The organism is Streptomyces lavendulae subsp. lavendulae (assembly GCF_002803845.1).
In the GTDB taxonomy this organism is placed as follows: domain Bacteria; phylum Actinomycetota; class Actinomycetes; order Streptomycetales; family Streptomycetaceae; genus Streptomyces; species Streptomyces lavendulae.
Map to the genome: position 1 here is coordinate 2,788,390 of NZ_CP024985.1, position 26,851 is coordinate 2,815,240.

Annotated in this window: 25 protein-coding genes; 4 read left to right on the forward strand and 21 right to left on the reverse strand. The window is 72.0% G+C overall.

Annotation, left to right across the window (positions count from 1 at the left end):
- Window positions 1-107: 107 nt before the first annotated feature.
- From SLAV_RS11525 to proS, 13 genes are all read right to left on the reverse strand, one after another.
- The gene (locus tag SLAV_RS11525; RefSeq protein WP_003965949.1) at window positions 108-416 is read right to left on the reverse strand and encodes a DUF2469 domain-containing protein; all 309 of its coding nucleotides are present in this window, start codon (window positions 414-416) and stop codon (window positions 108-110) included.
- A gap of 55 nt (window positions 417-471) precedes the next feature.
- Window positions 472-990: an NUDIX hydrolase gene (locus SLAV_RS11530; protein ID WP_030227418.1), complete on the reverse strand. Its 519-nt coding sequence runs from the start codon at window positions 988-990 to the stop codon at window positions 472-474.
- Window positions 980-1,741, reverse strand: coding sequence for a signal peptidase I (gene lepB / locus SLAV_RS11535; RefSeq protein WP_030227416.1), 762 nt, complete (start codon window positions 1,739-1,741; stop codon window positions 980-982). The genes SLAV_RS11530 and lepB (SLAV_RS11535) overlap by 11 nt, the downstream gene beginning before the upstream one ends.
- 42 nt (window positions 1,742-1,783) lie before the next feature.
- Window positions 1,784-2,686, reverse strand: coding sequence for a signal peptidase I (gene lepB / locus SLAV_RS11540; protein WP_030227413.1), 903 nt, complete (start codon window positions 2,684-2,686; stop codon window positions 1,784-1,786).
- A 114-nt stretch (window positions 2,687-2,800) separates the two neighbouring features.
- The gene (gene lepB, locus SLAV_RS11545; RefSeq protein ID WP_030227412.1) at window positions 2,801-3,772 is read right to left on the reverse strand and encodes a signal peptidase I; all 972 of its coding nucleotides are present in this window, start codon (window positions 3,770-3,772) and stop codon (window positions 2,801-2,803) included.
- Window positions 3,765-4,523, reverse strand: coding sequence for a signal peptidase I (gene lepB, locus SLAV_RS11550; protein ID WP_030227410.1), 759 nt, complete (start codon window positions 4,521-4,523; stop codon window positions 3,765-3,767). The genes lepB (SLAV_RS11545) and lepB (SLAV_RS11550) overlap by 8 nt, the downstream gene beginning before the upstream one ends.
- A 44-nt stretch (window positions 4,524-4,567) precedes the next feature.
- Window positions 4,568-4,918, reverse strand: coding sequence for a 50S ribosomal protein L19 (gene rplS / locus SLAV_RS11555; protein WP_030227407.1), 351 nt, complete (start codon window positions 4,916-4,918; stop codon window positions 4,568-4,570).
- 133 nt (window positions 4,919-5,051) lie between these two features.
- Window positions 5,052-5,873 (reverse strand): tRNA (guanosine(37)-N1)-methyltransferase TrmD, encoded by an 822-nt coding sequence (trmD, locus tag SLAV_RS11560; protein WP_030227405.1) that lies wholly within the window; start codon window positions 5,871-5,873, stop codon window positions 5,052-5,054.
- On the reverse strand, window positions 5,873-6,436 hold the full coding sequence (rimM, locus tag SLAV_RS11565) for a ribosome maturation factor RimM (RefSeq protein WP_030227402.1): 564 nt from the start codon (window positions 6,434-6,436) through the stop codon (window positions 5,873-5,875). Before rimM ends, trmD begins: the two co-directional genes overlap by 1 nt.
- A 167-nt stretch (window positions 6,437-6,603) precedes the next feature.
- On the reverse strand, window positions 6,604-6,843 hold the full coding sequence (locus SLAV_RS11570) for an RNA-binding protein (protein WP_007266827.1): 240 nt from the start codon (window positions 6,841-6,843) through the stop codon (window positions 6,604-6,606).
- A gap of 2 nt (window positions 6,844-6,845) precedes the next feature.
- Window positions 6,846-7,286, reverse strand: coding sequence for a 30S ribosomal protein S16 (rpsP, locus tag SLAV_RS11575; RefSeq protein WP_030162461.1), 441 nt, complete (start codon window positions 7,284-7,286; stop codon window positions 6,846-6,848).
- Between the two features lie 276 nt (window positions 7,287-7,562).
- On the reverse strand, window positions 7,563-8,162 hold the full coding sequence (locus SLAV_RS11580) for a hypothetical protein (RefSeq protein ID WP_030227400.1): 600 nt from the start codon (window positions 8,160-8,162) through the stop codon (window positions 7,563-7,565).
- Between the two features lie 204 nt (window positions 8,163-8,366).
- A complete protein-coding gene (proS, locus tag SLAV_RS11585; RefSeq protein WP_030227399.1) occupies window positions 8,367-9,779 on the reverse strand; it encodes a proline--tRNA ligase in 1,413 nt (470 codons plus the stop codon).
- 131 nt (window positions 9,780-9,910) lie between these two features.
- Between proS and SLAV_RS11590 the strand changes: the two genes are divergently transcribed.
- Complete coding sequence (locus SLAV_RS11590) at window positions 9,911-10,591, forward strand: methyltransferase type 11 (RefSeq protein ID WP_037686635.1); 681 nt, start codon at window positions 9,911-9,913, stop codon at window positions 10,589-10,591.
- A 35-nt stretch (window positions 10,592-10,626) separates the two neighbouring features.
- Here the strand turns inward: SLAV_RS11590 and ftsH are convergent, their stop codons facing one another.
- The 6 genes from ftsH to nsdA all read right to left on the reverse strand — a co-directional run bounded on the left by ftsH (window position 10,627) and on the right by nsdA (window position 20,279).
- A complete protein-coding gene (gene ftsH, locus SLAV_RS11595; protein WP_030227397.1) occupies window positions 10,627-12,543 on the reverse strand; it encodes an ATP-dependent zinc metalloprotease FtsH in 1,917 nt (638 codons plus the stop codon).
- 136 nt (window positions 12,544-12,679) lie between these two features.
- Window positions 12,680-14,251 carry a signal recognition particle protein gene (gene ffh / locus SLAV_RS11600; RefSeq protein WP_030227394.1) on the reverse strand — a complete coding sequence of 524 codons (1,572 nt, stop codon included), beginning with the start codon at window positions 14,249-14,251 and terminating at the stop codon, window positions 12,680-12,682.
- Between the two features lie 158 nt (window positions 14,252-14,409).
- Window positions 14,410-16,854 carry a [protein-PII] uridylyltransferase gene (locus tag SLAV_RS11605; protein ID WP_030227392.1) on the reverse strand — a complete coding sequence of 815 codons (2,445 nt, stop codon included), beginning with the start codon at window positions 16,852-16,854 and terminating at the stop codon, window positions 14,410-14,412.
- Between the two features lie 17 nt (window positions 16,855-16,871).
- Window positions 16,872-17,210, reverse strand: a complete 339-nt coding sequence (locus SLAV_RS11610) for a P-II family nitrogen regulator (protein WP_030227390.1) — start codon at window positions 17,208-17,210, stop codon at window positions 16,872-16,874.
- Window positions 17,207-18,553 carry an ammonium transporter gene (locus tag SLAV_RS11615; RefSeq protein WP_030227389.1) on the reverse strand — a complete coding sequence of 449 codons (1,347 nt, stop codon included), beginning with the start codon at window positions 18,551-18,553 and terminating at the stop codon, window positions 17,207-17,209. The genes SLAV_RS11610 and SLAV_RS11615 overlap by 4 nt, the downstream gene beginning before the upstream one ends.
- A 229-nt stretch (window positions 18,554-18,782) precedes the next feature.
- Window positions 18,783-20,279, reverse strand: a complete 1,497-nt coding sequence (gene nsdA / locus SLAV_RS11620) for a transcriptional repressor NsdA (RefSeq protein WP_030227386.1) — start codon at window positions 20,277-20,279, stop codon at window positions 18,783-18,785.
- A 408-nt stretch (window positions 20,280-20,687) separates the two neighbouring features.
- On the opposite strand from nsdA, the gene SLAV_RS11625 reads away from it, so the two are divergent.
- The gene (locus tag SLAV_RS11625) at window positions 20,688-21,356 is read left to right on the forward strand and encodes a bifunctional DNA primase/polymerase (protein WP_030227384.1); all 669 of its coding nucleotides are present in this window, start codon (window positions 20,688-20,690) and stop codon (window positions 21,354-21,356) included.
- Window positions 21,357-21,449: 93 nt separating this feature from the next.
- On the opposite strand, the gene ftsY is transcribed toward SLAV_RS11625, so the two are convergent.
- On the reverse strand, window positions 21,450-22,667 hold the full coding sequence (gene ftsY / locus SLAV_RS11630; RefSeq protein ID WP_030227382.1) for a signal recognition particle-docking protein FtsY: 1,218 nt from the start codon (window positions 22,665-22,667) through the stop codon (window positions 21,450-21,452).
- Window positions 22,668-22,812: 145 nt separating this feature from the next.
- Here ftsY and SLAV_RS11635 point away from each other — a divergent pair, with 145 nt between their 5' ends.
- Window positions 22,813-24,264 carry a purine-cytosine permease family protein gene (locus SLAV_RS11635; RefSeq protein ID WP_030227380.1) on the forward strand — a complete coding sequence of 484 codons (1,452 nt, stop codon included), beginning with the start codon at window positions 22,813-22,815 and terminating at the stop codon, window positions 24,262-24,264.
- Between the two features lie 63 nt (window positions 24,265-24,327).
- Window positions 24,328-25,314: an LLM class flavin-dependent oxidoreductase gene (locus tag SLAV_RS11640; protein WP_030227377.1), complete on the forward strand. Its 987-nt coding sequence runs from the start codon at window positions 24,328-24,330 to the stop codon at window positions 25,312-25,314.
- A 45-nt stretch (window positions 25,315-25,359) separates the two neighbouring features.
- Here the strand turns inward: SLAV_RS11640 and SLAV_RS11645 are convergent, their stop codons facing one another.
- Window positions 25,360-26,793: a sugar porter family MFS transporter gene (locus SLAV_RS11645; RefSeq protein WP_030227376.1), complete on the reverse strand. Its 1,434-nt coding sequence runs from the start codon at window positions 26,791-26,793 to the stop codon at window positions 25,360-25,362.
- Between the last annotated feature and the right edge of the window lie 58 nt (window positions 26,794-26,851).

A 26,851-nucleotide genomic window follows, 5' to 3' on the forward strand; every position in this document is an offset into this window, starting at 1 on the left:
CTCCGGCACCGAGGTTCCCGCGTCCGGACGCACCGAGTGGATCTTGGTGGACAACCGGGGCGTTGTGGAAAACCCGCTCACCCCCAGGGGTGAGCGGGCGGGGCGGATCAGCCGCCCGGGAGTTCGAGGTCGCTCTTGTTGAGCTCCTCGATGTTCACGTCCTTGAAGGTCAGCACCCGTACCTGCTTGACGAAGCGTGCGGGCCGGTACATGTCCCAGACCCAGGCGTCCGCCATCGAGACCTCGAAGAAGACCTCCCCCTGGACCGAGTGCACCTGCATCTCGTAGTCGTTGGTGAGGTAGAAACGGCGCTCGGTCTCGATCACGTACTTGAACAGCCCGACGACGTCGCGGTACTCCCGATAGAGCTTCAGCTCCATCTCGGTCTCGTACTTTTCGAGGTCCTCGGCACTCATGGCATGTTCCCCTTCAGCCGTGCGTCCCCCTATTGTGCGCCAGCGCCACGGGCCCCTAAACGATTTCCGGGGCCAGGACCACCGGAGCACCCGGAGGACCGTCGTCGAGCAGCGTGCGCAGCAGCTCGGCGAGTCTGGTCGGGTACACCGTCTCATGGGCCGCCGACAGTTCCTCGGAGGTCCACCACCTCGCTCCCGCGACGCTGCGCCGCTCCAGCTCGGTGAGCCCGCCCATCTCGATCGCGGTCCGGTCGGTACGGGCGAGGAAGTACCACTCGTCCTGTTCCCAGCGCCGTCCGTCGAAGGGGAAGGCGCAGTAGCGGCGCCACAGCACCGGCCCCAGTTCGACCTCTGTGATCCCCGTCTCCTCGGCGAGTTCCCGCAGCGCCGCCTGCTCCCGGCTCTCGTCGCCCTCCAGCCCCCCGCCCGGCGTGAACCACCAGTCGGCGGCGGGATCGTCCGGCTCGAAGCCGTGCAGCAGCAGGATCCGGTCCTCCGGGTCCAGCAGGACCACCCGGGCGACCTTCCGCGGCTCCGGGACCCGCTGCCCGCCGGCGCCCGGCTCAGCGGGCACCGGAGGTCTCCCGCCGCCCGCGCCCCAGGATCCGTACGAGGGGGCCGTAGGCGGCCCCCAGCACCACCAGGGCGGCTCCTGCCACCACCGCGGCCACCTGGAGCCGCAGCGGCCCCGGCGCGGAGACCCCGCCGGGCAGGGAGGCGTACGCCCGCGGCCGTTCCACCATCGTCATCGACGGCCAGGCCAGCGCATCGACCCGGGCCGAAACGGCCGACCGGGGCACGGTGCCCTGCCCGGCCTCCTGGAGGTGCGCGCGGGAGTCGAGCGAGGAACTGCGGTGGTCACCCAGCAGGAAGAGGTTGTCCTCGGGCACCTTCACCTCGTACGGGGCGCCGGCCGTACCGATCGCCGCCCCTTCGCTGCCCGCCCGGTCGAGGTAGGGCTCGTCGAGCTCCTTGCCGTTCACGGTCAGCCGGCCGCCCTGGCCGCAGCAGCGGACGGTGTCGCCGCCCACGGCCACGACCCGCTTGACCATCGGAGAGCCGCCCCACTCGGTGTCGGTGAAGACGACGATGTCGCCGCGCCGCACCTGGTCGCCGTCGATCCGCTGGGCCAGGACCCGGTCGTTCGGCCGCACCGTCGGCACCATCGAGTCGGTCGGCACCGTGTACGGCTGGTACACCAGCGCCCCCCAGACGAAACCGCCGAGGAAGAACACGAAACCGATGGCCACGGCGAGCCCCGACAACACGTTGCCGAGGCCGCCGCGGCCACCGGTGGTCCCGCGTCTTGCCTGTGTTCCGCCCATTGCAGCGCCCCCACCTCGGAGATCGTCGACCTGGGCGGCACCCTACCGGGCGGTACGCCCGTTGGTCAGCCTCCTCCTGCGCCACATCACCACGGGCACCGCGCCCGTGAGGCCCAGCGCCGCCGGGCCGAGCCCGACCGGGGCGAGGCCGGAAGCCCCGAGGCCGAGGGCGGTCGCCGCCGCCTGGTGGTTGATGCCGGGCTGGTCGAAGGTGTCCGGAACCGGGAGGGTGGCCCACCGGGTGAGCGGCCACGCGACCACCACGGCCCGGCCGACGACCTTGTCCACCGGCACGAAGCCCTGGGTGGAGTCCTGCATGTGGTAGCGGGAGTCCTGGGAGTTCTGGCGGTGGTCGCCCATCACCCAGATCTTGCCCTTGGGCACGGTGATCGGGCCGAAGGGGGCGTCGTCGCAGGCGGTGTTGCCGGGGTAGATGTACGGCTCGTCCAGCGCCTTGCCGTTGACGACGACCGGTCCGCCCTTCTTGCACTCCACGGTGTCCCCGCCGACGGCGATGGTCCGCTTGATCAGGTCCTTCTCGTCCGCGGAGGGCATCAGGCCGATCTTGCTGAGGATCGTCTGCACGAAGTTGGGCTCCGGGGTGGGCTCCCCCGCCAGCCAGCTCGCCGGATCGTGGAAGACAACGACCTCGCCGCGCTCGGGCTCCGAACCGAACCACGGGGTCAACTTGTCCACCAGCACCCGGTCACCGCGCTGGAGGGTGTTCTGCATCGAGTCGGACGGGATCGAGAACGCCTGCACCAGGAAGGTCTTGATCAGCAGGGCCAGCAGGAGGGCGATACCGATGAGGAGCGGGAGCTCCTTCCAGAAGGAACGCTGCGGCTGTGCCGCCGCACCGCCGTCCTCCGCCCCGGTCTCGCGCTCGACGGCATCGTCCGGCCGCTCCTCGCCCTCATCGCGTCCGGACCGCGCGCCTACCGCCACGTCCCCCACATCCACTCCTCGTTCGGAATTCGCGTCCCGCGCCGGATCGGTCGACGGGCCCTCCCCTCCCTTAACGAGCGGGAGTTCCCTAAGGCGCGGGAGACCGAGGACACACTATGCGAACGCCGTGCCCCGACGGCGCCCAAGGCGCCCGCGCCGCCGACCGGTTCGCGCCGGATCCGGAACCGTCAGGAAGGTCGCCGGCTGCTCCAGCCTGCGCCAGTGGTCGAAGGGCCAGGCGATCACCACCGCCTGCCCGACCACGCCGTTCTCGTCGATGGTGCCGTCGAAGGCCTCGTCGAGGTGGTAGCGGGAGTCGGCCGAATTGGCGCGGTGGTCGCCCATTACGAAGAGGCGTCCCTTCGGTACGTGCACCTCGAAACGGATCTCCGAGGGGGCGTTGCCCGGTGACACGTACGGCTCATCGAGCGGCGCGCCGTTGACGGTCACCCGGCCCCGCGCGTCGCAGCACTTCACGGTGTCCCCGCCGACGCCGACGACCCGCTTGATGAGGTCCTGCTCGTCGGCGGACGGCAGCAGGCCGATGAAGGTCAGGGCCTCCTTGACCTGCTTGATCCCGGCCGGGTCCTGGTCCGGCTGGGCGGCCTCGCCCTTGAGCCAGCCCCCCGGGTCCTTGAACACGACGACGTCGCCGCGTTCGACCTTGGCGCCGAACCACGGGGTGAGCTTGTCCACGAGCACCCGGTCCCCGATCCGGATCGTCTGCTCCATCGAACCGGACGGGATGAAGAAGGCCTGCACGAGGAAGGTCTTGAGCAGCAGCGCGATGCACAGGGCGACGACCACGAGCAGCGGCAGCTCGCCCGCCCGCCGGGTGCGCCGACGCCGCCGGACCCGCCGTGCCAGCCTGCGCCGCTCGGCCCGGCCGCCGGGCTCCGGCGCGGCGGTCTCCTCCTCGCCGGCTCCGGCGGAACCCGAGGCGGCAGCGGAGGCCGAACCGGAGGCGGCGGCAGAAGCCGACCCGGGCTCCGGGTAAGGCTCGGGCTCGGGAACGGGCGGCGTCGGCTCCGGTTCCGCCCCGTGCCCCCTGTCCCGACCGCCCCTCGGGCGGCCCCGGCTACCCATGGGAGCCGCTCCCCACGCGGGACCACGCCCCCGCGCCGTCGGGCAGCGAGCCCCAGCGCGTCACCGGCCAGCCGAGCCAGTCGGCCCGCCCGATCACCTTCTCCACCGGCACCATCCCGCCGCCCGGCTCCCCCAGGTGGTCCCGGGAGTCACGGGACTGGGAGCGGTGGTCGCCCATGACCCACAGGGTCCCCAGCGGGACCACGATCCGGAAGGGCACCGCCGAGGGGGAGTCACCGGGGTGGAGGTAGGGCTCGTCGACCGCGACCCCGTTGACCTTGATCCGGCCGGCCGCGTCGCAGCACACCACGTCGTCCCCGCCGACGCCCACGACCCGCTTCACGAAGTCCGTGTCGGAGGGCTCCGCGAGCCCGAGCGCCGAGAACGCGCCGTGCACGGCCTCGCCGACCGGATTGCCCGCGGGACGTTCGCGCACGAAGGAGCCGGTCCCGTCGAAGACGACCACGTCCCCGCGCTTCGGCTCCTGGCCGAAACGGTACGCCAGCTTGTTGACCAGGACCCGGTCCCCGACCTTCAGGGTCGGCTCCATCGAGCGGCTGGGGATCAGGAACGGCTGGACCACGAAGTTGGCGAACAGCAGCAGGAAGACGGTGCAGACCACGCCGAGCAGCCCCGCCCGCCGCCAGGACGACGAGCGTCGGTCCCGTCCGGAAAACGCAGAACGCGGCCCCTCCTCCCCCTGCTCGGGGGAGGAGTGGCCGCGCTGTGTGAGCTCTGCTTCGGTGTCCATCGGGGGCGAGCCTATCCGGCCTTCCCCTGGACCCGGAGAGGAGATCAGCGGTCGCGCTTCTCCTTGATCTTCGCGGCCTTGCCGCGGAGCTCACGGAGGAAGTACAGCTTGGCGCGACGCACGTCACCGCGGGTGACGAGCTCGATCTTCTCGAAGATCGGGGAGTGCACGGGGAAGGTGCGCTCGACGCCGACGCTGAAGGAGACCTTGCGAACGGTGAAGGTCTCGGAGACGCCAGAGCCCTGGCGACGGATGACAACGCCCTTGAACTGCTGGATACGGGAGCGGTTGCCCTCGATCACGCGGACGTGCACGTTGATCGTGTCACCCGGGCGGAAGGCCGGGACGTCCGTGCGCAGGGAGGCGGCGTTGACGCCATCGAGCAGGTGAGACATGTTCTTCGTCTGCTTTCTTCGCACGACGCCACAGGTCGCCGGTGCGGATTTCCGTAGAGAATTCGGGAGCCGTGGCACGTCGCGGACGACGGTCCCCCTGTGGCAGGGGCGCACGCGAGCACACAGCAGCCGCCTATTCTTCCACGGCCTGCGGCCTGCGCCAAAATCGGCCGTCGGCGGTGGGCTTCCAGCCCAGGATGCTCAGGATCTCCCGGTCCTTCTTGTCGAAGGCGGAGGCCTCGCAGCGCTCGATCAGGTCCGGGCGGTTGCGGGCGGTCCGGCGGAAGGCCTCGTCCCGGCGCCACCGCGCGATCTTGCCGTGGTGGCCGCTGAGCAGCACCTCGGGGATCCCGCGCCCGCGCCACTGCGGGGGCTTGGTGTAGACCGGGCCCTCCAGCAGGTTGGCCATCTCGCCGGGCGCGAAGGAGTCGTCGCGGTGCGATTCCGCGTTGCCGAGCACCCCGGGCAGCAGCCGGGCCACGGCCTCCGTGACGACCAGGACGGCGGCCTCGCCGCCCGCCAGGACGTAGTCGCCGATGGAGACCTCGTAGACCGGCATCCGCGTCGCGTACTCGTCGATGACACGGCGGTCGATGCCCTCGTACCGGGCCGGGGTGAAGATGAGCCACGGGCGCTCGGAGAGCTCGACGGCCAGTTCCTGGGTGAAGGGACGGCCGCTGGGCGTCGGGACGACCAGGACCGGGCCGCGGGCTCCGGACTCGTAGCCGTCGGCCAGCGCCGCATCCAGGGCCTCGCCCCACGGATCGGTCTTCATGACCATGCCCGGCCCGCCGCCGTACGGGGTGTCGTCGACCGTGTTGTGCCGGTCGTACGTCCAGTCCCGCAGGTCGTGGACGTGTACGTCGAGCTGGCCGCGCGCCCGCGCCTTGCCGACGAGGGAGACGTTCAGCGGCTCCAGGTACTCGGGGAAGATCGTGACGACGTCCAGCCGCATCAGGCGCCGTCCCCGCCCTCGGCCCCGGCGTCGCGCGCCGACGCGATCTCGGCGCGGTCGTCGATCAGCCCGGGCGGCGGGGTGATGACGCAGCGCTGCTCCTCCAGGTCGATCTCGGCCACGATCTCCCCCACGAAGGGGATCATGACCTCGCTGCCGTCCGGGCGCTCGACGATGAAGAGGTCCTGGGAAGGCAGGTGGGAGATCTCCGTGATCCGGCCGACCTCGGTGCCGTCCTCCAGCACCACGTCCAGGTCCATCAGCTGGTGGTCGTAGTACTCGTCGGGCTCCTCCGGCAGCTCCGCCGGGTCGACGTCGGCGATCAGCAGGACGTTGCGCAGCGCCTCGGCACCGGTGCGGTCCTTGACGCCCGCGAAGCGGAGCAGGAGCCGGCTGCTGTGCACCCGGCCCGTCTCGATGGTCAGCGGACCCGCCGACGCCGGTTCGGTCCGCAGGACGGCGCCCGGGCTGAGCCGGAGCTCCGGCTCGTCCGTCCGCACCTCGACGGTGACCTCACCCTTGATCCCGTGGGCGCGGCCGATCCGCGCGACTACCAGCTCCACTGTGCGTCTCTTCCCCTTTGCGCGGCCGGACCGCCGCCGCTCCCGCGGAGGTGGTCCCTCTGCGTCCTGGTTTCTCAATCAATGGTCGCTCTGCTCACAGGCAGAAACGACTCGGGCCGGGGAAGGCGACGAACGCCCTCCCCGGCCCGTGCCGGTGATTCAACTGCTCAGCGGACCTGGTCCACGTCGACGAGGTCGACGCGGATCCCCCGGCCGCCGATGGCGCCCACGACGGTACGCAGTGCACGTGCGGTGCGGCCGTTGCGGCCGATCACCTTCCCGAGGTCGTCCGGGTGGACCCGGACTTCGAGCACCTGACCGCGGCGCAGGTTGCGCGAGGCGACCTGCACGTCGTCGGGGTTGTCCACAATGCCCTTCACGAGGTGCTCAAGAGCCTCCTCGAGCATGATCAGGCCTCGGTCGACTCGGCGGCGGCCTCAGCCTCGTCCGCCTTCTTGTCGGCCTTCTTGGCCTTCTGCGTGATGGCCTCGCCCTTGGTCTCGCCGATGCCCTCAAGGGCCTTGGCGAACTCGTCGAAGGAGCGACGCTTGCTCTCCTTCGTCTCGGGCTGGAGCAGCGGCGCGGGGGCCGGGAGGCCCTTGTGCGCCTGCCAGTCACCGGTCAGCTTCAGGATGGCGAGAACAGCCTCGGTGGGCTGGGCGCCAACAGACAGCCAGTACTGCGCACGCTCGGCGTTGACCTCGATGCGCGACGGGTTGTACGTCGGGTGGTAGATACCGATCTCTTCGATCGCGCGACCGTCACGGCGGGTGCGGGCGTCGGCGACGACGATGCGGTAGTGCGGCTGGCGAATCTTGCCGAGGCGCTTGAGCTTGATCTTGACTGCCACTGGAGTGGTGTCTCCTGAACTTGACGTGGTTGGGCACATGAGATGCCACGTGGGGTTGCGGTACTCGGGTGCCCGATGGACGCGTCAGCCGGAGGAGAGAGGGGTCCTATGCGACTGTCGAGTACAGCTGTCCATTGTGCCACATGCCTGCGGCGCTCCTCACGGGGAGGGGCGATCGGAGGCGTGCGGCAGCACCCCACCGGGCCGCCGCCCCGCCGGCGGGCCCGCGCCCGGCCGCCGCCCCCGTACGGCCGCGGGAGCCGCGGGGCCGCGGGCTCAGGAGGCGGCCGCCGAAACGGCGACCTCGGGGATGCGGAACGGCTTCATGCAGCCGCCGCACACGATCGGCGCCTGGGCCAGCACGGACGGGACCACCCGGACGTTGCGCCCGCAGTCGCAGACCGCCTTGACCCGTACGCCGCCGCCGGAGGAACCGTGCCGGGCGGCCGGACCGCGGAAGCTGCGCTTGGTGTCGGCGGCCGTGGCCGCCGTGTGCGCCTTCAGTGCGCGCTGGAGCCGCTCCATGGTGGGGCGGTAGCGCCTCTTGGCCTCGGGATTGAGGGAGACCAGGGAGAACCCGCTGCTGGCGTGCGGCTCCTCGGAGTGGTCCAGCCCCATCTCCTCGGCGATCGCCAGGAATCTGCGGTTGTGGTAGCGGCCGGCACGCGAGGTGTCACGGACACCGCGGGCGGCCGCGATGCCGTGGACTGCCTCGTGCAGCAGTCGCTCGAAGGAGAGCTCCGCGCCGCAGGCGGACGAGGACTCTCCGATCAGGGACTCGGGCGCGGCAAGGTCAGGCAGCTCGGGGTGGTACCGCTGAATGTCGGCCCACGCCTGCGCCAGCTCTGCGGCGAGAACAGGTGGTGTCGTGCTCACGTCGTGACAACGAGCCGGGGTGCCCCGGTGTTCCGATTCCGGGCCATTCCAAATTTTTTGCACGTACCAGTCAGTTCACTCTGATGCGTCCTGAGGAGGACGGGTGCGTCGATCTCAGGAGGAGTCGGTACGTAACGAAGACCGGCAATGGCCACGCCCCCGGCGCGCGGCCGAAGCCGCACGCCGGGGGCGCGATGCCGTGCGTCAGTACGAGCGCGCCACGATGGCGAGCGTACCGGGGGCGTCGTCCGCCTCCGGAACCGACCCGTCCGCCGCGATCAGGCAGCGCACGGAGACGGCCTGCTCGGCCAGCTTGGCCTCGCCCTCGGGGCCCAGGTCGGCCCACGGGATGCGCGCCCAGCCGCCTGCGACGGCGGCCTCGGCGGCCTCCTCGATGGTCGAGACGTCCGACGTGCGGGCCTCGCGGCGCTCGCGGGACTCGCGCAGCAGCTGCGCCTGGTCCTCGTCGAGGACCTTGGGCAGCAGGTCGGCGAGGGCGTCGATCTGCACCGGGGTCTTCCCGCCCGGGATCCGGCGGGCCAGCATCGCGGTGCCGGCCTCCAGGTCGCGGGGGCCGATCTCGATGCGGACCGGTACGCCCTTGAGCTCCCAGTCCACGGCGCGACGGCCGAAGGGGGTGTCGACGCGGTCGTCGACCTGGACGCGGATGCCCGCGGCCTTCAGCTGCGCACCGAGCTCTCGGACCTTGGCCACGGCCTCGTCGCCCTTGATCGCCATGACGACGACCTGGACGTGCGCGAGGCGCGGCGGGACGCGCAGGCCGTTGTCGTCGCCGTGGGACATGATCAGGCCGCCGACCATGCGGGTCGAGACGCCCCACGAGGTCTGCCAGACCAGCTCCTGCTTGCCTTCCTTCGACAGGTACTGGGTGTTGAAGGCCTTGGCGAAGTTGGTGCCGAGCTCGTGGCTCGTGCCCAGCTGGAGCGCCTTGCCGTCGCCCATCATGCCTTCGAGGGTGAGGGTGTTGATGGCGCCGGCGAAGCGCTCCTTGGCGGTCTTGCGGCCGAGCACGACGTCGATGCCGAGCACGTTCGTCATGAAGTCGCCGTAGACGTCGCGGTGGATGCGGGCGGCGTAGTCGCGGGCGTCCTCGTACGTGGCGTGGGCGGTGTGGCCCTCCTGCCAGAGGAACTCGCTCGTACGGAGGAACACGCGGGGGCGCATCTCCCAGCGGACCACGTTGGCCCACTGGTTGATCAGCAGGGGCAGGTCCCGGTAGCTCTGGACCCACTTGGAGAAGTAGTCGTTGATGATCGTCTCGGAGGTGGGCCGGACGACGACCGGCTCTTCCAGCTCCTTGCCGCCGCCGTGGGTGACGACCGCGAGCTCGGGGGCGAAGCCCTCGACGTGCTCGGCTTCCTTCGTCAGGTACGACTGCGGGATGAACAGCGGGAAGTACGCGTTCTGGGCGCCCGCGTCCTTGATGCGGGCGTCCATCTCCTGCTGCATCCGCTCCCACAGGCCGTAGCCGTACGGCCGGATGACCATGGTGCCGCGGACCGGACCGTTGTCGGCCAGCTCGGCCTTGTTGATCAGATCCTGGTACCAGCGGGGGAAATCCTCCGCCTGCGGGGTGAGAACGGGTGCCTTTGCCATGGCGCGAATGGTACGGCGCCGGGCGCACCGAGCGTGAATCGGGTGGCGCACTCCTCTGGACGCGGGGGCGAATGGGGAGTTCCCTGGCAACGGGGGCAAGGGGGCGAGACGGAATCAGGAGCGCTCTTTCGATGACACCGACGCCGACGGCGACGCTCGTCGCCCGGGACTGGGCGGAGATCCAGGAACGGATGCTGGTACCGCTGTACGAGGCGGTCTACGACCGGCTGGAGGTCGGGCCGGGTGACCGGCTGCTGGGCCTCGGCTGCGGGGCCGGGCTGCCCCTGCTGCTGGCCGCGGGCCGGGGCGCCGCCGCCACGGGCGTGGAGGCGGATCCGGCCCGCCGGGCGCTGGCCCGGGAGCGGCTGCTGGAGGTGGTGGCGGCTCCCCCGGTGCCCGCCGCGCGGCCCTACGACGTGCTGCTGGCGCTCTCGCCGGGGCCGGGCGCCCTCGCGGAGGCCCTGCCGGCGGTCCGGCGGGGCGGCGCGGTGGTGCTGGCCGACTGGGGTCCGGCGGAGCGCTGCACGGTTCCGGCGGTGCTGGGCGGCGGCCCGGCGGCCCGGGACCTGGACGAGCTGGTGGCGCGGGCGGGTCTGGTGCCCGACGGGTCGGGGCGGGTGTTCTGCCCGTTCGGGTACGCGGACGTGGACAGCGCCGTACGGGGTCTGCTGTCGACGGGGCTCTACGACGCGGCGGCCGATCCGGCGCTGGCGGAGAAGGAGCTGTCCGAGGCGCTTCACCCGTACGAGCGGACCGACGGAGCCGTCTGGCTGCCGAACATCTTCCGCTACGTCGTCGCCCGGGTGGCCTGAAGGCCGGCCGCCGGGCGGCCTCGGGCCGCCCGGCGCTACTTCTCCAGACGGGTGATCCCGGCCGCGGCGTACGCCGCCTTCTCGTCCAGGGTCTCGTGGGCGAGCAGGGCCTCGGCCAGGGCGTCGAGTTGCGGGCGGTGCTCGCGCAGGACGCGGCAGGCCTCCTCGTAGCACTCGTCGACGATCCGGCGCATCTCGTGGTCGACGGCGTCGAGGGTGGCGGGGGCGGCGGCGAGGCCGTAGGGGCTCTGTCCGTCGGAGGGGATGGCGGTCAGGCGTCCGACGCGCTCGCTCATGCCCCAGCGGCCGGCCATGCCGCGGGCGATGCCGGTGACCTGTTCCAGGTCGCTCTCGGAGCCCGTGGTGATGACGTCGTAGACGACGTGCTCGGCGGCCATGCCGCCCAGTGCGCCGATGATGCGGCCGCGGAGGTAGTCCTCGGTGTAGGCGTACCGGTCGGCGTCCGGGGCCGAGAGGGTGACGCCGAGCGCGCGGCCGCGGGGGACGATGGTGATCTTGCGGACGGGGTCGGCGCCCGGGCGGAGCATGCCGAGCAGGGCGTGCCCGCTCTCGTGGTAGGCGGTGCGGCGGCGCTCCTCGTCGGGCATCACCAGGGACCGCTCCGCGCCCAGCTGGATCTTCTCCAGGGCCTCGGACAGGTCGGCCGGGGTGACCTGGTCGCGCCGTCGCTTGACGGCCAGCAGGGCGGCCTCGTTGGCGAGGTTGGCGAGTTCGGCGCCCGTCATGCCCGGCGTGGTCCGGGCCACCCGGGTCAGGTCCACGTCGGGGGCGAGCGGGATGTCCCGGGTGTGGATGCGCAGGATGGCCGCCCGTCCGTCGCGGTCGGGCGGGGAGACGACCACCGTGCGGTCGAAGCGGCCGGGGCGGGTGAGCGCCGGGTCCAGGACGTCGGCCCGGTTGGTGGCGGCCAGCACGATCACGCCCTCGGCGCCGGAGAAGCCGTCCATCTCGGTGAGGATCTGGTTCAGGGTCTGTTCGCGTTCGTCGTGGCCGCCCACGCCGGCCCCGGCGCCGCGGGCCCGGCCGATGGTGTCGATCTCGTCGATGAAGATGATCGCGGGGGCCACCTTGCGGGCCTCCGCGAACAGTTCGCGCACCCGTGAGGCGCCCACGCCGACGATCATCTCGATGAACTCGGAGGCGGAGGCGGAGAAGAAGGGCACGCCCGCCTCGCCGGCGACGGCCCGGGCCAGCAGGGTCTTGCCGGTGCCGGGCGGGCCGGACAGCAGGACGCCGCGCGGCATCCGGGCGCCCATCCGGCGGTACTGTCCGGGGTTCTTCAGGAAGTCGACGACGTCGTTCAGCTCGCCCTCGACCTCGTCGATGCCCGCCACGTCCTCGAAGGTGGTGCGCTTGGCGCCCGCCAGCTCCACCGGTTTGGGCGGGGCCTTGCGGCCGAGGGCGCCCATGCCGCCCATCCCCGAGCCCATCCGCCGGGCGATGACCACCCACAGGAGGACCAGGAGCAGCATGGGGGCGAGGGAGAGCAGCAGATTGGCGAGGAAGCTGCGCTGTACGACGACCGGCGAGGCGGTCACGGTCACGTTGTGCTGGGTGAGGTTGGCCCACAGCTGGTCGTCGGCGAACGCGGGGCGCTGGGTGGTGAACTTGGTGTAGTCGCCCTTGCCGTCGGGGAGGGGCTGCGCGGACTTCAGCTCGCCCTGGATGGCGTCGCCCTTGGAGTAGATCTTCGAGACGTTGCCGGCGGCGACCTGCTTGCTGAACTCCGTGTACGAGACGACCGGTTCGTCGCCCTCGTTGAAGAAGGACAGGACCACGTTGGCGATCAGGTAGACGATCAGCGCGGTGAGGATCAGCCCGCGCCAGCCGCCGGGCATCCGTTTCCTGGGTGGCGGTGCGGGCGGGGCGCCCTCCGAACGCCAGGGGGTGTCGGCCCGGTCGCGCGGCGGTACGGGGGTGGGGCTGGGCACGGGGCCTCCTTATGCCGTCCTCCCGGCCGACCTTAGGCGACAAACAGGACGTATGCCCCCGCAGGAAACGGGAGGGCCCCGGCCGTGCGTGCACGGCCGGGGCCCTCTTCGCGTACCCGGGTACGCCTGCCCGGTGCTACTTCATGAACTTCTTGAACTCGTCCGGCAGGTCGAAGTCCTGACCGCCCTGGCCGCCCGTGGGCAGGCCGAACGGGTTGCCGCCGGCGGCGGGCTCGATCGCCTGCGGGCCCTGCTCGCGCCGGGCCGCGGCCGCGGCCTCCTCTTCCTTGCGCTTCATCGGGTTGCCGCTCTTGCGCTTGCCCTTGGCCTGCTTGACCTGCTTCTTCTGCCGGCCGGGGCCGCCGCCCATCCCGGGGATGCCGGGCATGCCCGGCATGCCGCCGCCCTGGGCCATGCGGGACATCATCTTGCGGGCGTCGAAGAACCGCTCGACCAGCGACTTGACGGCGCTGACCTCGACGCCGGAGCCCTTGGCGATGCGGGCGCGGCGGGAGCCGTTGATGATGTGCGGGTCCTGGCGCTCGGCCGGGGTCATCGACTTGATGATCGCGGCGGTGCGGTCCACGTCGCGCTCGTCGATGTTGTTGATCTGGTCCTTGATCTGGCCCATGCCCGGCAGCATGCCGAGGAGCTTGGAGATGGAGCCCATCTTGCGGACCTGCTCCATCTGGGCCAGGAAGTCGTCGAGCGTGAACTCCTTGGGACCCTTGGCGAGCTTGGCCGCCATCTTCTCGGCCTCGGCCTGCGAGAAGGTCTTCTCGGCCTGCTCGATGAGGGTGAGCATGTCACCCATGTCGAGGATCCGGCCCGCCATGCGGTCGGGGTGGAAGGCGTCGAACTCGTCGAGCTTCTCGCCGTTCGAGGCGAACATGATCTGCTTGCCGGTGACGTGCGCGATGGAGAGCGCGGCACCGCCCCGGGCGTCGCCGTCGAGCTTGGAGAGCACCACGCCGTCGAAGCCGACGCCGTCACGGAAGGCCTCCGCGGTGTTGACGGCGTCCTGGCCGATCATCGCGTCGACGACGAAGAGGATCTCGTCGGGGCTGACGGCGTCGCGGATGTCCGCGGCCTGCTGCATCAGCTCCTGGTCGATGCCGAGGCGGCCGGCGGTGTCGACGATGACGATGTCGTGCTGCTTGGTACGGGCGTACTCGACGGAGTCCTTGGCCACCTGGACCGGGTCTCCGACGCCGTTGCCGGGCTGCGGCGCGTAGACGGCGACACCGGCGCGCTCGGCGACCACGGAGAGCTGGTTGACGGCGTTGGGGCGCTGGAGGTCGCAGGCGACGAGGAGCGGGGTGTGACCCTGCCCCTTGAGCCAGAGGCCGAGCTTTCCGGCGAGGGTGGTCTTACCGGCACCCTGGAGACCGGCCAGCATGATCACGGTGGGCGCGGTCTTGGCGAAGCGCAGCCTGCGGGTCTCGCCGCCGAGGATGGAGACCAGCTCGTCGTTGACGATCTTCAGGACCTGCTGGCCGGGGTTCAGCGCCTTGCTGACCTCCTCGCCACGGGCCCTTTCCTTGACGTTCGCGATGAAGGAGCGGACGACGGGAAGCGCGACGTCGGCCTCAAGGAGGGCGATACGGATTTCCCGCGCCGCAGCGTCGATGTCCTGCTCGGAGAGGCGGCCTTTGCCCCGGAGGGACTTGAAGGTCGCGCTGAGGCGGTCGGAAAGCGTATCGAACACGGTGGTCGCGATTCCTCGGGTCGGGGGCGTGGTGGTCGTCCCCCAGGGTATCGGGCCACGCCGCCTGCCCGGCCCTGCGGGAGGCAATCCCCCGCCCGCCCCCCGCTCCGGCTCCCCGGGGCGGACCCCGGGGAGCCGGACGGGACCCGGTGCGGGGTCTAGGACAGGGCCGCCTCCACCGCGGCGGCCAGGGCGGCGGCGTCGGCCCCGGACAGGGGTTTGCCGTCGGTGTCGACCACGTACAGGGTGTCCACCGCGTTGGCGCCCAGCGTCGAGACGTGGGCGCTGCGCACCCGGACCCGGCGGGACTCCAGCGCGCGCCCGATGCGGTGCAGCAGCCCCACCGCGTCGGGCGCCCGCACCTCCAGCACGGTGGCCAGCGAGGAGACGTCGGGGACGACGGCCACCCGGGGCGGCGGCGGGACCACTCCGCGCCGCCTCGGGTACGCCGCCTCGCGGTCGGCGAGCCGCGCCGGGACGTCCAGCGAGCCGTCCAGCGCCCGGACCAGGTCGGTCCGCAGCCGGGCGGCCTCCGGCAGGGCCCCGTACTCCGCGGCCACCCGCCAGCGCAGCACCAGGGCCTCCCCCAGCCGGTCCGGCAGCTCCAGGAAGCGCAGCTCGGCCGCCCGCACGGTCAGCCGGTGCAGCGCCAGGACCCCGGCCGCGGCCGGGAGCACCCCCGGCTGGTCGGGGACGGCGACGACGAGTTCGACCCCGACGGCTTCCTCCTCCTCCCGGCGCGCGTGGAGCATGAGCACCGGCTCCCCGGTGCGCAGGGCCTCCACCGCCAGGCGCTCCTGTTCGGTGGTCGGGATGTCCGGCTCGGAGGCGTCGGGCGGGGAGCCGCTGAGGACGGCGGCGACCCGGGCCACGAGGTCGGCCACGAGGGAGCCCCGCCAGGTGCTCCAGGCGGCGGGTCCCGTCGCGAGCGCGTCGGCCTCGGTGAGGGCGTGCAGGATCTCCAGGGTGCCCGTCGAGCCGACGGCCGCCGCCACGGCCCGCACGGTGGCGGGGTCGTCGAGGTCGCGCCGGGTCGCGGTGTCGACCAGCAGCAGGTGGTGGCGCACGAGGGTGCCGAGCACGGCGATGTCCTCGGGGTCGAAGCCCACCCGGGCGGCCATGTCGCGGGCGATGGTCTCACCGGCCACCGAGTGGTCCCCGGGCCAGCCCTTGCCGATGTCGTGCAGCAGGGCCGCCATCAGCAGCAGGTCGGGCCGGCTCACCCGGCGGGTCAGCGCCGAGGCCCGCACGGCCGTCTCGATCAGGTGCCGGTCGACCGTCCAGGTGTGCACGGGGTTGCGCTGGGGCCGGCAGCGCACCCGCTCCCAGTCGGGGAGCAGCCGGGTGATCAGCCCCTCGGCCTCCAGCGCCTCCCACACGGCCACCGTGGGCTCCCCGGCGCCCAGCAGGGTGAGCAGCTGTTCCCGGGCCTCGGCCGGCCAGGGCACCGGCAGTGGCCGGGCCCGGTCCGCGAGGCGGCGTACGGCGTGCAGCGAGACGGGCAGGCCCGCCTGGGCGGCGGCGGCGCCGAAGCGCAAGGGCAGGACGGGGTCCCGCTCGGGCCGGGCGGCGAGGGCCAGCACGGCCTCCCCGTCGGACTCCACGACGCCCTCGGCCAGCGGTGCCCGTTCGCCGGCGGGCGCGCCACGGGTGCCGAGGAGTCCGCGCAGCCGGGGCCGGGCGGTCCGGGCCCGCAGCACCCGGCCGACCTCGCGCCAGGTGACGTCGCCCGCGTAGGAGATCACCCGGGCGGCCTCGTACACCTCGCGGAGCAGGGCGTCGGCGTCGAGCAGGCCGAGGCGGGCGGCGACCTGGGGCTGCTCCTGGAGGGAGAGCCGGTCGGTGGCCCGGCCGGTGACCAGGTGCAGCGCGTCCCGCGCGTCGAGCAGCCGCCGCCGGGCGTCGGCCAGTCCCTCGCGCGGGGCGTCGGCCAGCCAGGACGCGGCGACGGCCCGCAGGGCGGTGGCGTCGCGCAGTCCGCCGCGGGCCTCCTTCAGGTCGGGTTCCAGCAGGAAGCGCAGCTCACCGGCCCGCTCGGCGCGCTCGCGGCACAGGGCGTGCAGCTGTGGGAGCCGTTTGACGGCCTGGTTGCGCCAGTCGGCGAGGACGGAGGTGCGCAGCCCCGCGAGCAGCCCGGCGTCCCCGGCGACGAGCCGTGCGTCCAGCAGGCCGAGGTGGGCCTTGAGGTCCTCGGCTGCGGTCTTTCGGGCCTCGGCGGGGGTGCGCACCGAGTGGTCCAGGGCCAGGCCGAGGTCCCACACGGGATACCAGAGGCGGTCGGCGAGCGCGGCGAGCGCCCGGGGTTCCGCCTTGCCGTCGTGGAGCAGCAGCAGGTCGAGATCGCTGCGCGGGGAGAGTTCCGCGCGGCCGTAGCCGCCGACGGCGACGAGGGCGGCGCCGCGTACGCCGGTCTCCCGCGCGGCTGCGGCGAACAGCGCGGACAGCCAGTGGTCGGACAGCGTGGACAGCGCGGAACGCCGCGAGGGCCCGGACCGCGACTCCTCCTGGAGGAGTCGCAGCCGGGCCGCGGCGTACCCGCTGGGTCCCGAGCCGTCCGGGCGGTCGTCGCCGGCTTCGTCGGTGGTCACTTCGACGCTCGTCACCCAGGAGCTCCCGTCACCTAGAGCGCGTCGGCGCCGCGCTCGCCGGTGCGGACCCGGACGACCGAGTCCACGGGGACGCTCCACACCTTGCCGTCGCCGATCTTGTCGGTGCGGGCCGCCCGTACGACGACGTCGATCACGTCCTCGGCGTCCACGTCGTCGACGAGCACCTCGATGCGGATCTTCGGCACGAGGTCCACGGTGTACTCGGCGCCCCGGTAGACCTCGGTGTGACCGCGCTGGCGGCCGTAGCCGCTGGCCTCGGAGACGGTGAGCCCCTGGACCCCGAAGGCCTGGAGGGCTTCCTTGATCTCGTCCAGCTTGTAGGGCTTGACGATCGCGGTGATCAGCTTCATGCGTCGACCTTCTTGCTCGCTGCGGCAACGGGGGCGGGGGCCGCGGTGCCGCGGGAGGAGATCCCGCCGCCGGCCCCGCTGAAGTCGTAGGCGGTCTCGGCGTGCTCGCTCTGGTCGATGCCCGAGACCTCCACGTCCTCGGATACCCGCATCCCGATGGTCTTGTCGAGGAGGAAGGCCAGGACGGCGGAGACGACGAGGGAGTAGGCGAGGACGGAGAAGACGCCGACGGCCTGCTTGCCGAGCTGGGCCAGGCCGCCGCCGTAGAAGAGGCCGGCCGCGTCGGACTGGACCCCGCCGGTGGCGAAGAGGCCGACGAGCAGGGAGCCGGCGATGCCGCCGACGAGGTGGACGCCGACCACGTCGAGGGAGTCGTCGTAGCCGAACTTGTACTTCAGGCCGACGGCCATGGCGCAGAGCACGCCGGCGATGGCACCGATGGCGATCGCGCCGAGCGGGGAGCAGGAGCCGCCGGAGGGGGTGATGGCGACGAGGCCGGCGACCGCGCCGGAGGCGGCGCCGAGGGTGGTGAAGGAGCCGTGGCGCAGCTTCTCGTAGCCGAGCCAGGCGAGCATCGCGGCGGCGGTGGCGACCTGGGTGTTGACGAACATGACCGCGCCGACGCCGTCGTCGTTGCCGAGCCAGGATCCGGCGTTGAAGCCGAACCAGCCGAACCACAGCAGCCCGGCGCCGAGCATCACGAGGGGGAGGCTGTGCGGGCGCATCGGGTCCCTCTTGAAGCCGACGCGCTTGCCGATGACCAGGATCACGCCGAGGGCCGCGGCACCCGCGTTGATGTGGACGGCGGTGCCGCCCGCGAAGTCGATGACGCCGAGCTCGAAGAGCCAGCCGCCGGCGCCCCACACCCAGTGGGCGACGGGGAAGTAGACGACGGTGACCCACAGGGCGGAGAACAGCACCCAGGCGCTGAACTTCACGCGGTCGGCGAGGGCGCCGCTGATCAGGGCCGGGGTGATGACGGCGAACATCAGCTGGAAGACGGCGAAAACGTAGACCGGGATGGTGTAGCCGTCCCACAGCTCGGTGATGCCGATGCCGCTGAGGCCGACGTAGTCGGAGTTCCAGCCGATGAGCGAGCCGGAGTCGGTGCCGAAGGCGAGGCTGAAGCCGAAGAGGACCCACAGGATCGTGACGATCCCGAGGCTGATGAAGCTCATCATCAGCATGTTGAGGCTGCTCTTGACGCGGACCATGCCTCCGTAGAAGAAGGCGAGTCCCGGGGTCATCAGCATGACCAGGGCGGAGCAGATGAGCATGAACCCGGTGTTCGCGGCAGAGAGCGTCGGGGCGTCTGCCGCGAGGGTCGTGATGGCTGATGCCATCGGCGTCTCCTCGTCGTCGGTACGTTCGCGTGCGGGCGAGCGTGAAAACCTGAGCGGCGCAAGGCGTAGGCCGGGGGGCTGGCCTGGGGACTGGCCGGTTATTGGCCCTGAGATTCGCGCAGGCCGGTTTCCGGCGGCGCCGCTGGGTGTTTCGCCCCGATGACGAAGAGGTCGGGCGTGTTACGCGTCAATGAACAGGACTCGAAGGGCCCTGGAGCTCCGGGGAGGGCTAGACCGCCTCGGCGGCCTCGGGAAGCCGGGACGCGAGGAGGTCGGTGAGCCGGACCACCTCGGCGACGTCGCCGTATTCACGGGCGGCGCTGTCCACGGTCTTGCGGAGCCGGGTGTTCACCCGTTCGGAGCGTACCTTTCGCGCCACGTCGAGGGCGCGGTCCACGAGGACGGTGGCCTGCTCGGGTTCCTTCTGGAGCAGGTGGACGGTGGCCATGCCGATGAGGTTCAGGGCGTACGAGCGCTGGTGTTCGTCGTCCTTGGAGAACAGCTCGACGGCCCGCGCCATGACCGGTTCGGCGAGGGAGGCGTAGGTGGGGCTGCGTCCGGCGACGTAGGCCAGGTCCCGGAACGAGTGGGAGTTCTCGCCGTTGAGCTCGGCCTCGGAGAAGAAGCGGATCCAGTCGGGCTCGGGCTCGCCGTCGAAGCCGACGTCGGAGAAGGTGTCCTCGGCCATCCGCACGGCCCGCTTGCAGCGGCTCGGCTGGCCCATGTTGGCGTAGGCGCGGGCCTCCATCGCATACAGCATGGCCTGGGTGCGGGGTCCGGCGCAGTCGCGGCTGCCGTACTGGGCGAGGTGGACGAGCTCCAGCGCGTCCTCCGGGCGGCCCAGGTGGATCATCTGGCGGCTCATGCTGGAGAGGATGTACGAACCGAGCGGCTTGTCGCCGCCCTCCTTCGCGGCGTGCAGCGCGAGGACGAAGTACTTCTGGGCCGTCGGGTGCAGGCCGATGTCGTAGCTCATCCAGCCGGCGAGTTCGGAGAGCTCGGCGGCCACCTTGAAGAGCCGCTTCATGACCGGGGCCGGATGGTTCTCCTGGAGCAGGTCGGTGACCTCGTGGAGCTGTCCGACGACGGCCTTGCGGCGCAGTCCGCCGCCGCACTGGGCGTCCCACTGGCGGAACATCACGGTGGTGGCTTCGAGGAGGCCCAGTTCCGGTTCGGTCAGCCGGGGCGGCCGCTGCCCGGGGCCGCGGCCCGCGGAGCCGCCGTCGGCGCGCACGCCGGGGTCGGCGGCCGGGGACGGGACGAGCCAGCGCTGCATGGGCTCGATGAGGGCGGGGCCGGCGGAGAGGGCGAGGGAGGTCCCGAGGAAGCCCCGGCGGGCCAGCATGAGGTCGCTGCGGGAGAACTCGCTGAGCAGTTCCACGGTCTGCGGGCCCGCCCAGGGCAGGTCGACGCCGGAGACGGAGGGGGTCTGGTGGGCGGTGCGCAGGCCCAGCTGCTCGATGGCGACGACCGAGCCGAACCGCTCGGAGAACAGCTCGGAGAGGATCCGGGGCACGGGCTCGCGGGGCTGCTCGCCGTCGAGCCAGCGGCGCACCCGGGAGGTGTCGGTGCTGATGTGGTGGGCGCCCATCTGCCGGGCGCGGCGGTTCACCTGGCGGGCGAGTTCGCCCTTGGACCAGCCGCTGCGGACGAACCACGAGGTCAGCTGGACGTTCCTGTCCTCGGCGGCATCGCCACTCGTTCCGCTTGCGCCGCTGCCGCTCACTGGAACGCCCCCATCCGCATCGCTTTCTTCAGCACAAACCCTGGCCGGGGCGGACGGCGCCGCCTGGGACCTTCACAGGTCCTCCACAGTTTGCCTCCGGCATACCCACGACTGGGCTCGCCTTCCGGGTTCGTGCACCGAAAGTAATCCTACGATCACCGCTGCCGCGAGGTCGATTCCAGAAACGCCACCATTCGCCACCCCTTCGAATGAACTCCCCACCGGCCAGGCGCGATTCACTTGACACCACGGCGAAACAGAACGGTTGGACGGGAGTGCGCAGGGGGCGCGCGCGGCGAGGAGTGCGCCGGGCGGCCCCGGTGGAAGGCGTACTGCACCCGCCCGGCCGACCGGTGCCGCCGGCGTCGTAACCACCGGCGCGTCCGACCCGTTGGAGGGGGCATGGGCATGGGCTTCACGATCGGCGGCAGCCGCGGCACCAAGGAGTTCCGTTCCGGCGTCCGGCGCCGCGGCCGGACATCGGAGTGCACCACCGTGGCGGAGTACACGGGACTGTGGGGCTGGGACGCGGTCCCCGGCGCCCGCGCCGCCGCTCCGGCCCGGGACTGCTCCTGCGGTCGTACGAACTGCGTCGCTCCGGGGGCGCATCCGCTGGGCTTCGCTCCCACCGTCCCCGGGGGCGCCACCCTCGACGAGGTCACCGAGATCTGGGGCGAGTACCCCGGTGCGACGATCCTGCTCCCCGTGGGCCGCGCCTTCGACCTGATCGAGGTCTCCGCGGAGGCCGGGCGGCGGGCACTGGTGCGGATGGAACGCATGGGGCTTCCGCTGGGGCCCGTCACGGTGACCCCGGACGGCCGTGCGCAGTTCTTCGTCGCCCCGGGCGCCGCCGCCGAGCTGCCGCAGCTGCTGTACCGGATGGGCTGGGACGACGCCGACCTGGACCTGCGCGCTCTGGGCCACGGCGCCTTCCTGACCGCGCCGCCCAGCGACCACGCGGGCCTGGGCCCGGCCGGCTGGCTGCGCCGGCCCGCGCTGGACTGTGCGGGCGGCCCGCCGCAGGCCCGCCTGCTGCTGGGCACCCTGGCCTACACCTGCCACCGCTTCCGGCGCTGAGCCACCCTCGCACGCCAGTGCCCCCGCATCCGGCGCGGATGCGGGGGCACTGGCTACGCGTGACGGGGCCGGGCCCGGGCCCGGGGCCGGTCCTCAGTCGCCGATGAGGGCGTCCACGAAGGCTTCCGGCTCGAAGGGGGCCAGGTCGTCCGGGCCCTCGCCGAGGCCCACGAGCTTGACCGGGACGCCGAGCTCGCGCTGGACGGCGACGACGATGCCGCCCTTGGCGGTGCCGTCCAGCTTGGTCAGGACGATGCCGGTGATGTCCACGACCTCGGCGAAGACGCGCGCCTGGGTCAGGCCGTTCTGGCCGGTGGTGGCGTCGAGGACCAGCAGGACCTCGTCCAGCGGGCCGTGCTTCTCGACGACGCGCTTGACCTTGCCGAGCTCGTCCATGAGACCGGTCTTGGTGTGCAGGCGGCCGGCGGTGTCGATGAGGACCACGTCCGCGCCCTCGGCGATGCCCTCCTTGACCGCGTCGTAGGCGATGGAGGCGGGGTCGCCGCCCTCGGGACCGCGCACGGTGCGCGCCCCGACCCGCTCGCCCCACGTCTGGAGCTGGTCGGCGGCAGCGGCGCGGAAGGTGTCGGCAGCGCCGAGGACCACGCTGCGGCCGTCGGCGACGAGCACGCGGGCCAGCTTGCCGGTGGTGGTGGTCTTGCCGGTGCCGTTGACGCCGACGACCATCACGACGGCGGGGGTGTCCACGCCGCTCTCGGTCTTCACGGCGCGGTCGAAGTCGGTGCCGACCAGGGTCAGCAGCTCCTCCTTCAGCAGCGCGCGCAGATCGGCGGGGGTACGGGTGCCGAGCACCTTGACCCGCTCCCGGAGCCGGTCCACCAGCTCCTGCGTCGGCGCGACGCCGACGTCGGCGATGAGGAGGGTCTCCTCGATCTCCTCCCAGGTGTCCTCGTCGAGGTGCTCGCGCGAGAGCAGCGTGAGCAGCCCCTTGCCGAGCGAGTTCTGGGAACGGGCGAGCCGTGCGCGCAGCCGGACCAGGCGGCCGGCGGTGGGCTCGGGCACCTCGATCTCGGGTGCGGCCGGGGCCTCGGGCTCCGCCGCCGGCTCCTCGACCGGAGCCTCGGCCTCCGCCTCCGGGAGCCCAACCTCCTCGATGGTGCGGCGCGGCTCTTCCGCCGTCTCTACGGCGTCCTCCCCCACCTGCGGTTCGGCAGGCGGGGCAGTGATGGTCGGCGTGCTCGGCGGCGCCGTGGGGGGCAGCTGCTTCTTCTTGCGGCTGCTGACCACGAGCCCGCTGATCGCGCCGACCGCGACCAGGGCGATGACTACAGCAAGGATCAGGATTTCCATAACGACCCCAGTATCGGCCACGGGTCGCCCCGGGCCCCGTACCTTGGACGTTCGCACCGGGCCCGAAAGCCGCCATTTGTGGTTTTAACGTCAATTCCACGATGATGGTCGACTTGTTCCATGCCCGGCCCCCAGGGAGTACCGCATGCCTGCCGAAGAGACCGTCCTGGACGGCGCCGTCGAGAGCCGGGGCCTGGAGCCCGTGCCCGACGGCGAGCGCGGCGGCCGGGTCCGCGAGCTCTTCCCCACGTGGGTCGCCGCCAACATCAGCGTGCTGCTGCTCACCATGGGCGCGGGCCTGGTGATCTTCAACAAGCTCAACATCTGGCAGGTGCTGGTCGTCGCGGTCGCCGCGCCCGTCGTCTCGTACGGCATGGTCGGCCTGATATCCATCGCCGGGAAGCGCGGCGGGGCGCCCGGCATGGCGCTCTCGCGGGCCGTCTTCGGCCAGCGCGGCAACCTCTTCCCCGGCGCCCTGATCTGGGTGGCCCGGTGGGGCTGGGAGACCATCAACGCGGTCAGCGGCGCCTACGCCGTGCTGACCGTCCTCGACCTGCTCTTCGGCGTGAAGAGCAGCACCCCGCTGATCGTGGTCACCCTCCTCTTCTTCGTGGGCTGCACCTTCGTGGTCTCAGGGCTCGGCATCAACGCGCTGCGCGTCTGCTCGAAGTGGTCGACGTACCTCTTCGGCGCGTTCAGCGTGCTGGTCCTCGGCTACCTGCTCGTCACCACGGACTGGTCCGCCGTCTTCGCCAAGCCGGCCGGCTCCACGGCGATGATGGTCGCGGGCATCGGCACCATCGCGGCCGGCGGCATCAGCTGGGTCCCCTCGGGCCCGGACTTCACCCGCTACCTGCCCCGCACCGCCTCCTCCAGGGGCCTGGTCGGCGCGACGATCGGCGGCGCGGGCGTGGTCGTGCTGCCGATGGTGCTGATGGGCGCGGTGATGGCCGTCGGCACCCCGGACCTGGCCGGCGCGCAGGACCCGGTGTCCTTCATCGGCGAGCTGCTGCCGACCTGGATCGCGGTCCCCTACCTGCTCATCGCCCTCGTCGGCATGCTGCTGATCAACTCGATGTCCATGTACTCCGCCGGCTTCACCGCGCAGACCCTGGGCATCAAGGTGCCCCGCGCCGCGGCGGTCAGCGTCAACGCCGTCATCAGCCTGGTCTTCGGCTTCCTGCTGATGGTGGTCGCGACCGGCTTCTTCGGGTCGTTCATCTCCTTCCTGACCCTGCTGGCCGTGGCCTTCTCCGCCTGGATCGGTGTCTTCGGCGTGGACATGCTGCGCCGCACGTCCTACGACGGCGCCGCGCTGCTGGACACCACGCCGGGCAGCGCCTACTGGTACCGGGGCGGTTTCGCCTGGCAGGCCATGACGGCCTGGGGCGCGGCCCTGGTGGCGGGGCTGCTGTTCACCCGCGTGGACTGGTTCAGCGGGCCGCTCGCCTCCACCTGGATCGGGGAGAACGGCCTCGGCTGGGTGACCGGCATCCTGACGTCCGGCCTGCTCTACGCGGTCCTGCCCCGCACCCCGGCGCCGGCCGCGCAGGCTCCCGCCGAGGAGCACGGGCGCGTCGGATCCCTGTCCAACTGACGCCGCGTCAGCTAGCGTCCCCCTTCGCCCGCCCACCCACCTCCGGCGAAGGGGGACACCTCCATGCCCATCACCGTGGTCCGGTTCAATCTCGTCGACCCGCACGGCACCCCCGAGACCCTCTCGGCCCGCTACCGGGCCGCCCTGGAGATGGCCAGGTACGCGGACGACCTCGGCGTGGACACCGTCCAGACCGAGGAGCACCACGGCACCGCCAACAACTGGCTGCCGTCCCCCTTCGCCTTCGCGGGCGCCGTGTTCGGCGCCACCCGCCGGATCGCGGTCACCGTGTCGGCGATCATCGGCCCCCTCCACGACCCCCTCAAGGTCGCCGAGGACATCGCCGTACTGGACCTGCTCAGCGGCGGCCGGCTGGTGACGGTGGCGGGCATCGGGTACCGGCCCGAGGAGTACGAGCAGCACGGCGTGGAGTGGGGCCGGCGCGGCCGGCTCCAGGACGAGCTGCTGGAGACCCTGCTGAAGGCGTGGACCGGCGAGCCGTTCACCTTCCGCGGCAGGACCGTACGGGTGACCCCGCGCCCCTTCACCCGGCCGCACCCGCTGCTGCTGGTCGGGGGCAGCTCCGAGGCCGCGGCCCGGCGCGCGGCCCGGCTCGGGCTGCCGTTCTTCCCCAGCGCGCACCTGCCGGAGCTGGAGGAGTACTACCGGGCCCGGCTGGCGGAGTACGGCACGGAGGGGTTCTGCATGATGCCCGCGGCCGAGACCCCGCTGCTGCACGTCGCCGAGGACCCGGACCGGGTCTGGGCCGAGTACGGGGACCACTTCCTGCACGAGGCGGCCACGTACGCCTCCTGGCAGTCCAAGGACATCCGCAGCGCCGTCCGGTCGGCCGCCCGCTCGGTGGCGGAGCTGCGCGCGGAGGGCGTGTACCGGGTCCTGACCCCGGACGAGGCGGTGGCGTACGCGAAGGGCGCGGGCGAGGCGGGGAACCTGGTGCTGCACCCGCTGTGCGGGGGGATGCCGCTGGACGAGGGCAGGCGCAGCCTGCAGCTGCTGTGCGAACGGGTACTGCCCCGGCTCAAGGACTGAGCCGGGGCAGCGCCCGCGGAGGAGAGGGGTGGTGGCGGGGGATGGTTACCCCATCTCCTCCAACGCCTTGCCCTTGGTCTCCGGCACCCATTTGAGGATGAAGGGGATCGAGAGCAGGGCGAAGGCCGTGTAGATCAGGTAGGCGCCGGAGAGGTTCCAGTCCGAGAGGGTCGGGAACGACACCGTGATGACCCAGTTGGCGATCCACTGGGCGGCGGCGGCCACGCCGAGGGCCGCGGCGCGGATGCGGCCCGGGAACATCTCGCCGAGCAGCACCCAGACCACCACGCCCCAGGACAGGGCGAAGAAGAGGACGAAGCAGTTGGCCGCGATGAGGGCGACCAGCCCCTGGGTGTGCGGCAGGGCGATCTGGCCGCCGCTGGTGTCCTTGTAGGAGAAGGCCCAGGCGGCGCAGCCGAGGGAGATCGCCATGCCGGCGGAGCCGATGAGGGCCAGCGGCTTGCGGCCGATCCGGTCGACCAGGAGCATCGCGATCACGGTGCCGATGATGTTCACGACGGAGGTCTCGAAGGAGTACAGGAACGAGGAGCTCGGGTCCACACCGACCGACTGCCACAGCGAGGAGCTGTAGTAGAAGATCACGTTGATGCCGACGAGCTGCTGGAAGACCGACAGGCCGATGCCGACCCAGACGATCGGCAGGAAGCCGAAGCGGCCGCCGAGCAGGTCGGTGAACCTCGGCTTGTGCTCCGAGTGGATGGCGCTGTCGATCTCGCGGACGCGGGCGTCGGCGTCGATGTTGTCGCCCTCGACCTCGCGCAGCACCGTCTTGGCCTTCTCCATGCGGCCGACCGAGACGAGGAAGCGCGGGGACTCGGGGATCGCGAAGGACAGCAGGCCGTAGAGGACGGCCGGGACCACCATGACGCCGAGCATCCACTGCCAGGCTTCCAGGCCGCCGATCTCGCCGCGCTGGTCGCCGTCGGCGAGGTTGAGGATGCCCCAGTTGACCAGCTGCGAGACGGCGATGCCGATGACGATGGCGGCCTGCTGGAAGGAGGCGAGCCGGCCGCGGTAGGCGGGCGGCGAGACCTCGGCGATGTAGGCGGGGCCGATGACCGAGGCCATGCCGATGCCGAAGCCGCCGATGATGCGCCACATGGCGAGGTCCCAGAGGGCGAACGGCAGGGCGGAACCGATGGCGCTCGCGGTGAAGAGGACAGACGCGATCTGCATGCACCGGATTCGGCCGATCCGGTCGGCGATACGGCCGGCCGTGGCAGCGCCGAAGGCGCAGCCGATCAGCGCGGCCGCGATCACCTGGGCGAGTACGGCGGATCCGACGTCGAAGCGGTCGCGGATCGCCTCGACCGCGCCGTTGATGACGGAGCTGTCGTATCCGAAGAGGAATCCGCCCATGGCCGCGGCCGCGGTGATGAAGATGACGTGCCCGAGGTGCTCGGGGTGCGACGGGCTCGGCCCGCCGGGCGCCGGGGTCTTCGCTGTGCTGCTGGTCAAGGTGTGCTCCGTGGGGGTTTCGTCCGTTCTCCCAGTGGCGCACAGGTCAAGATCGGGC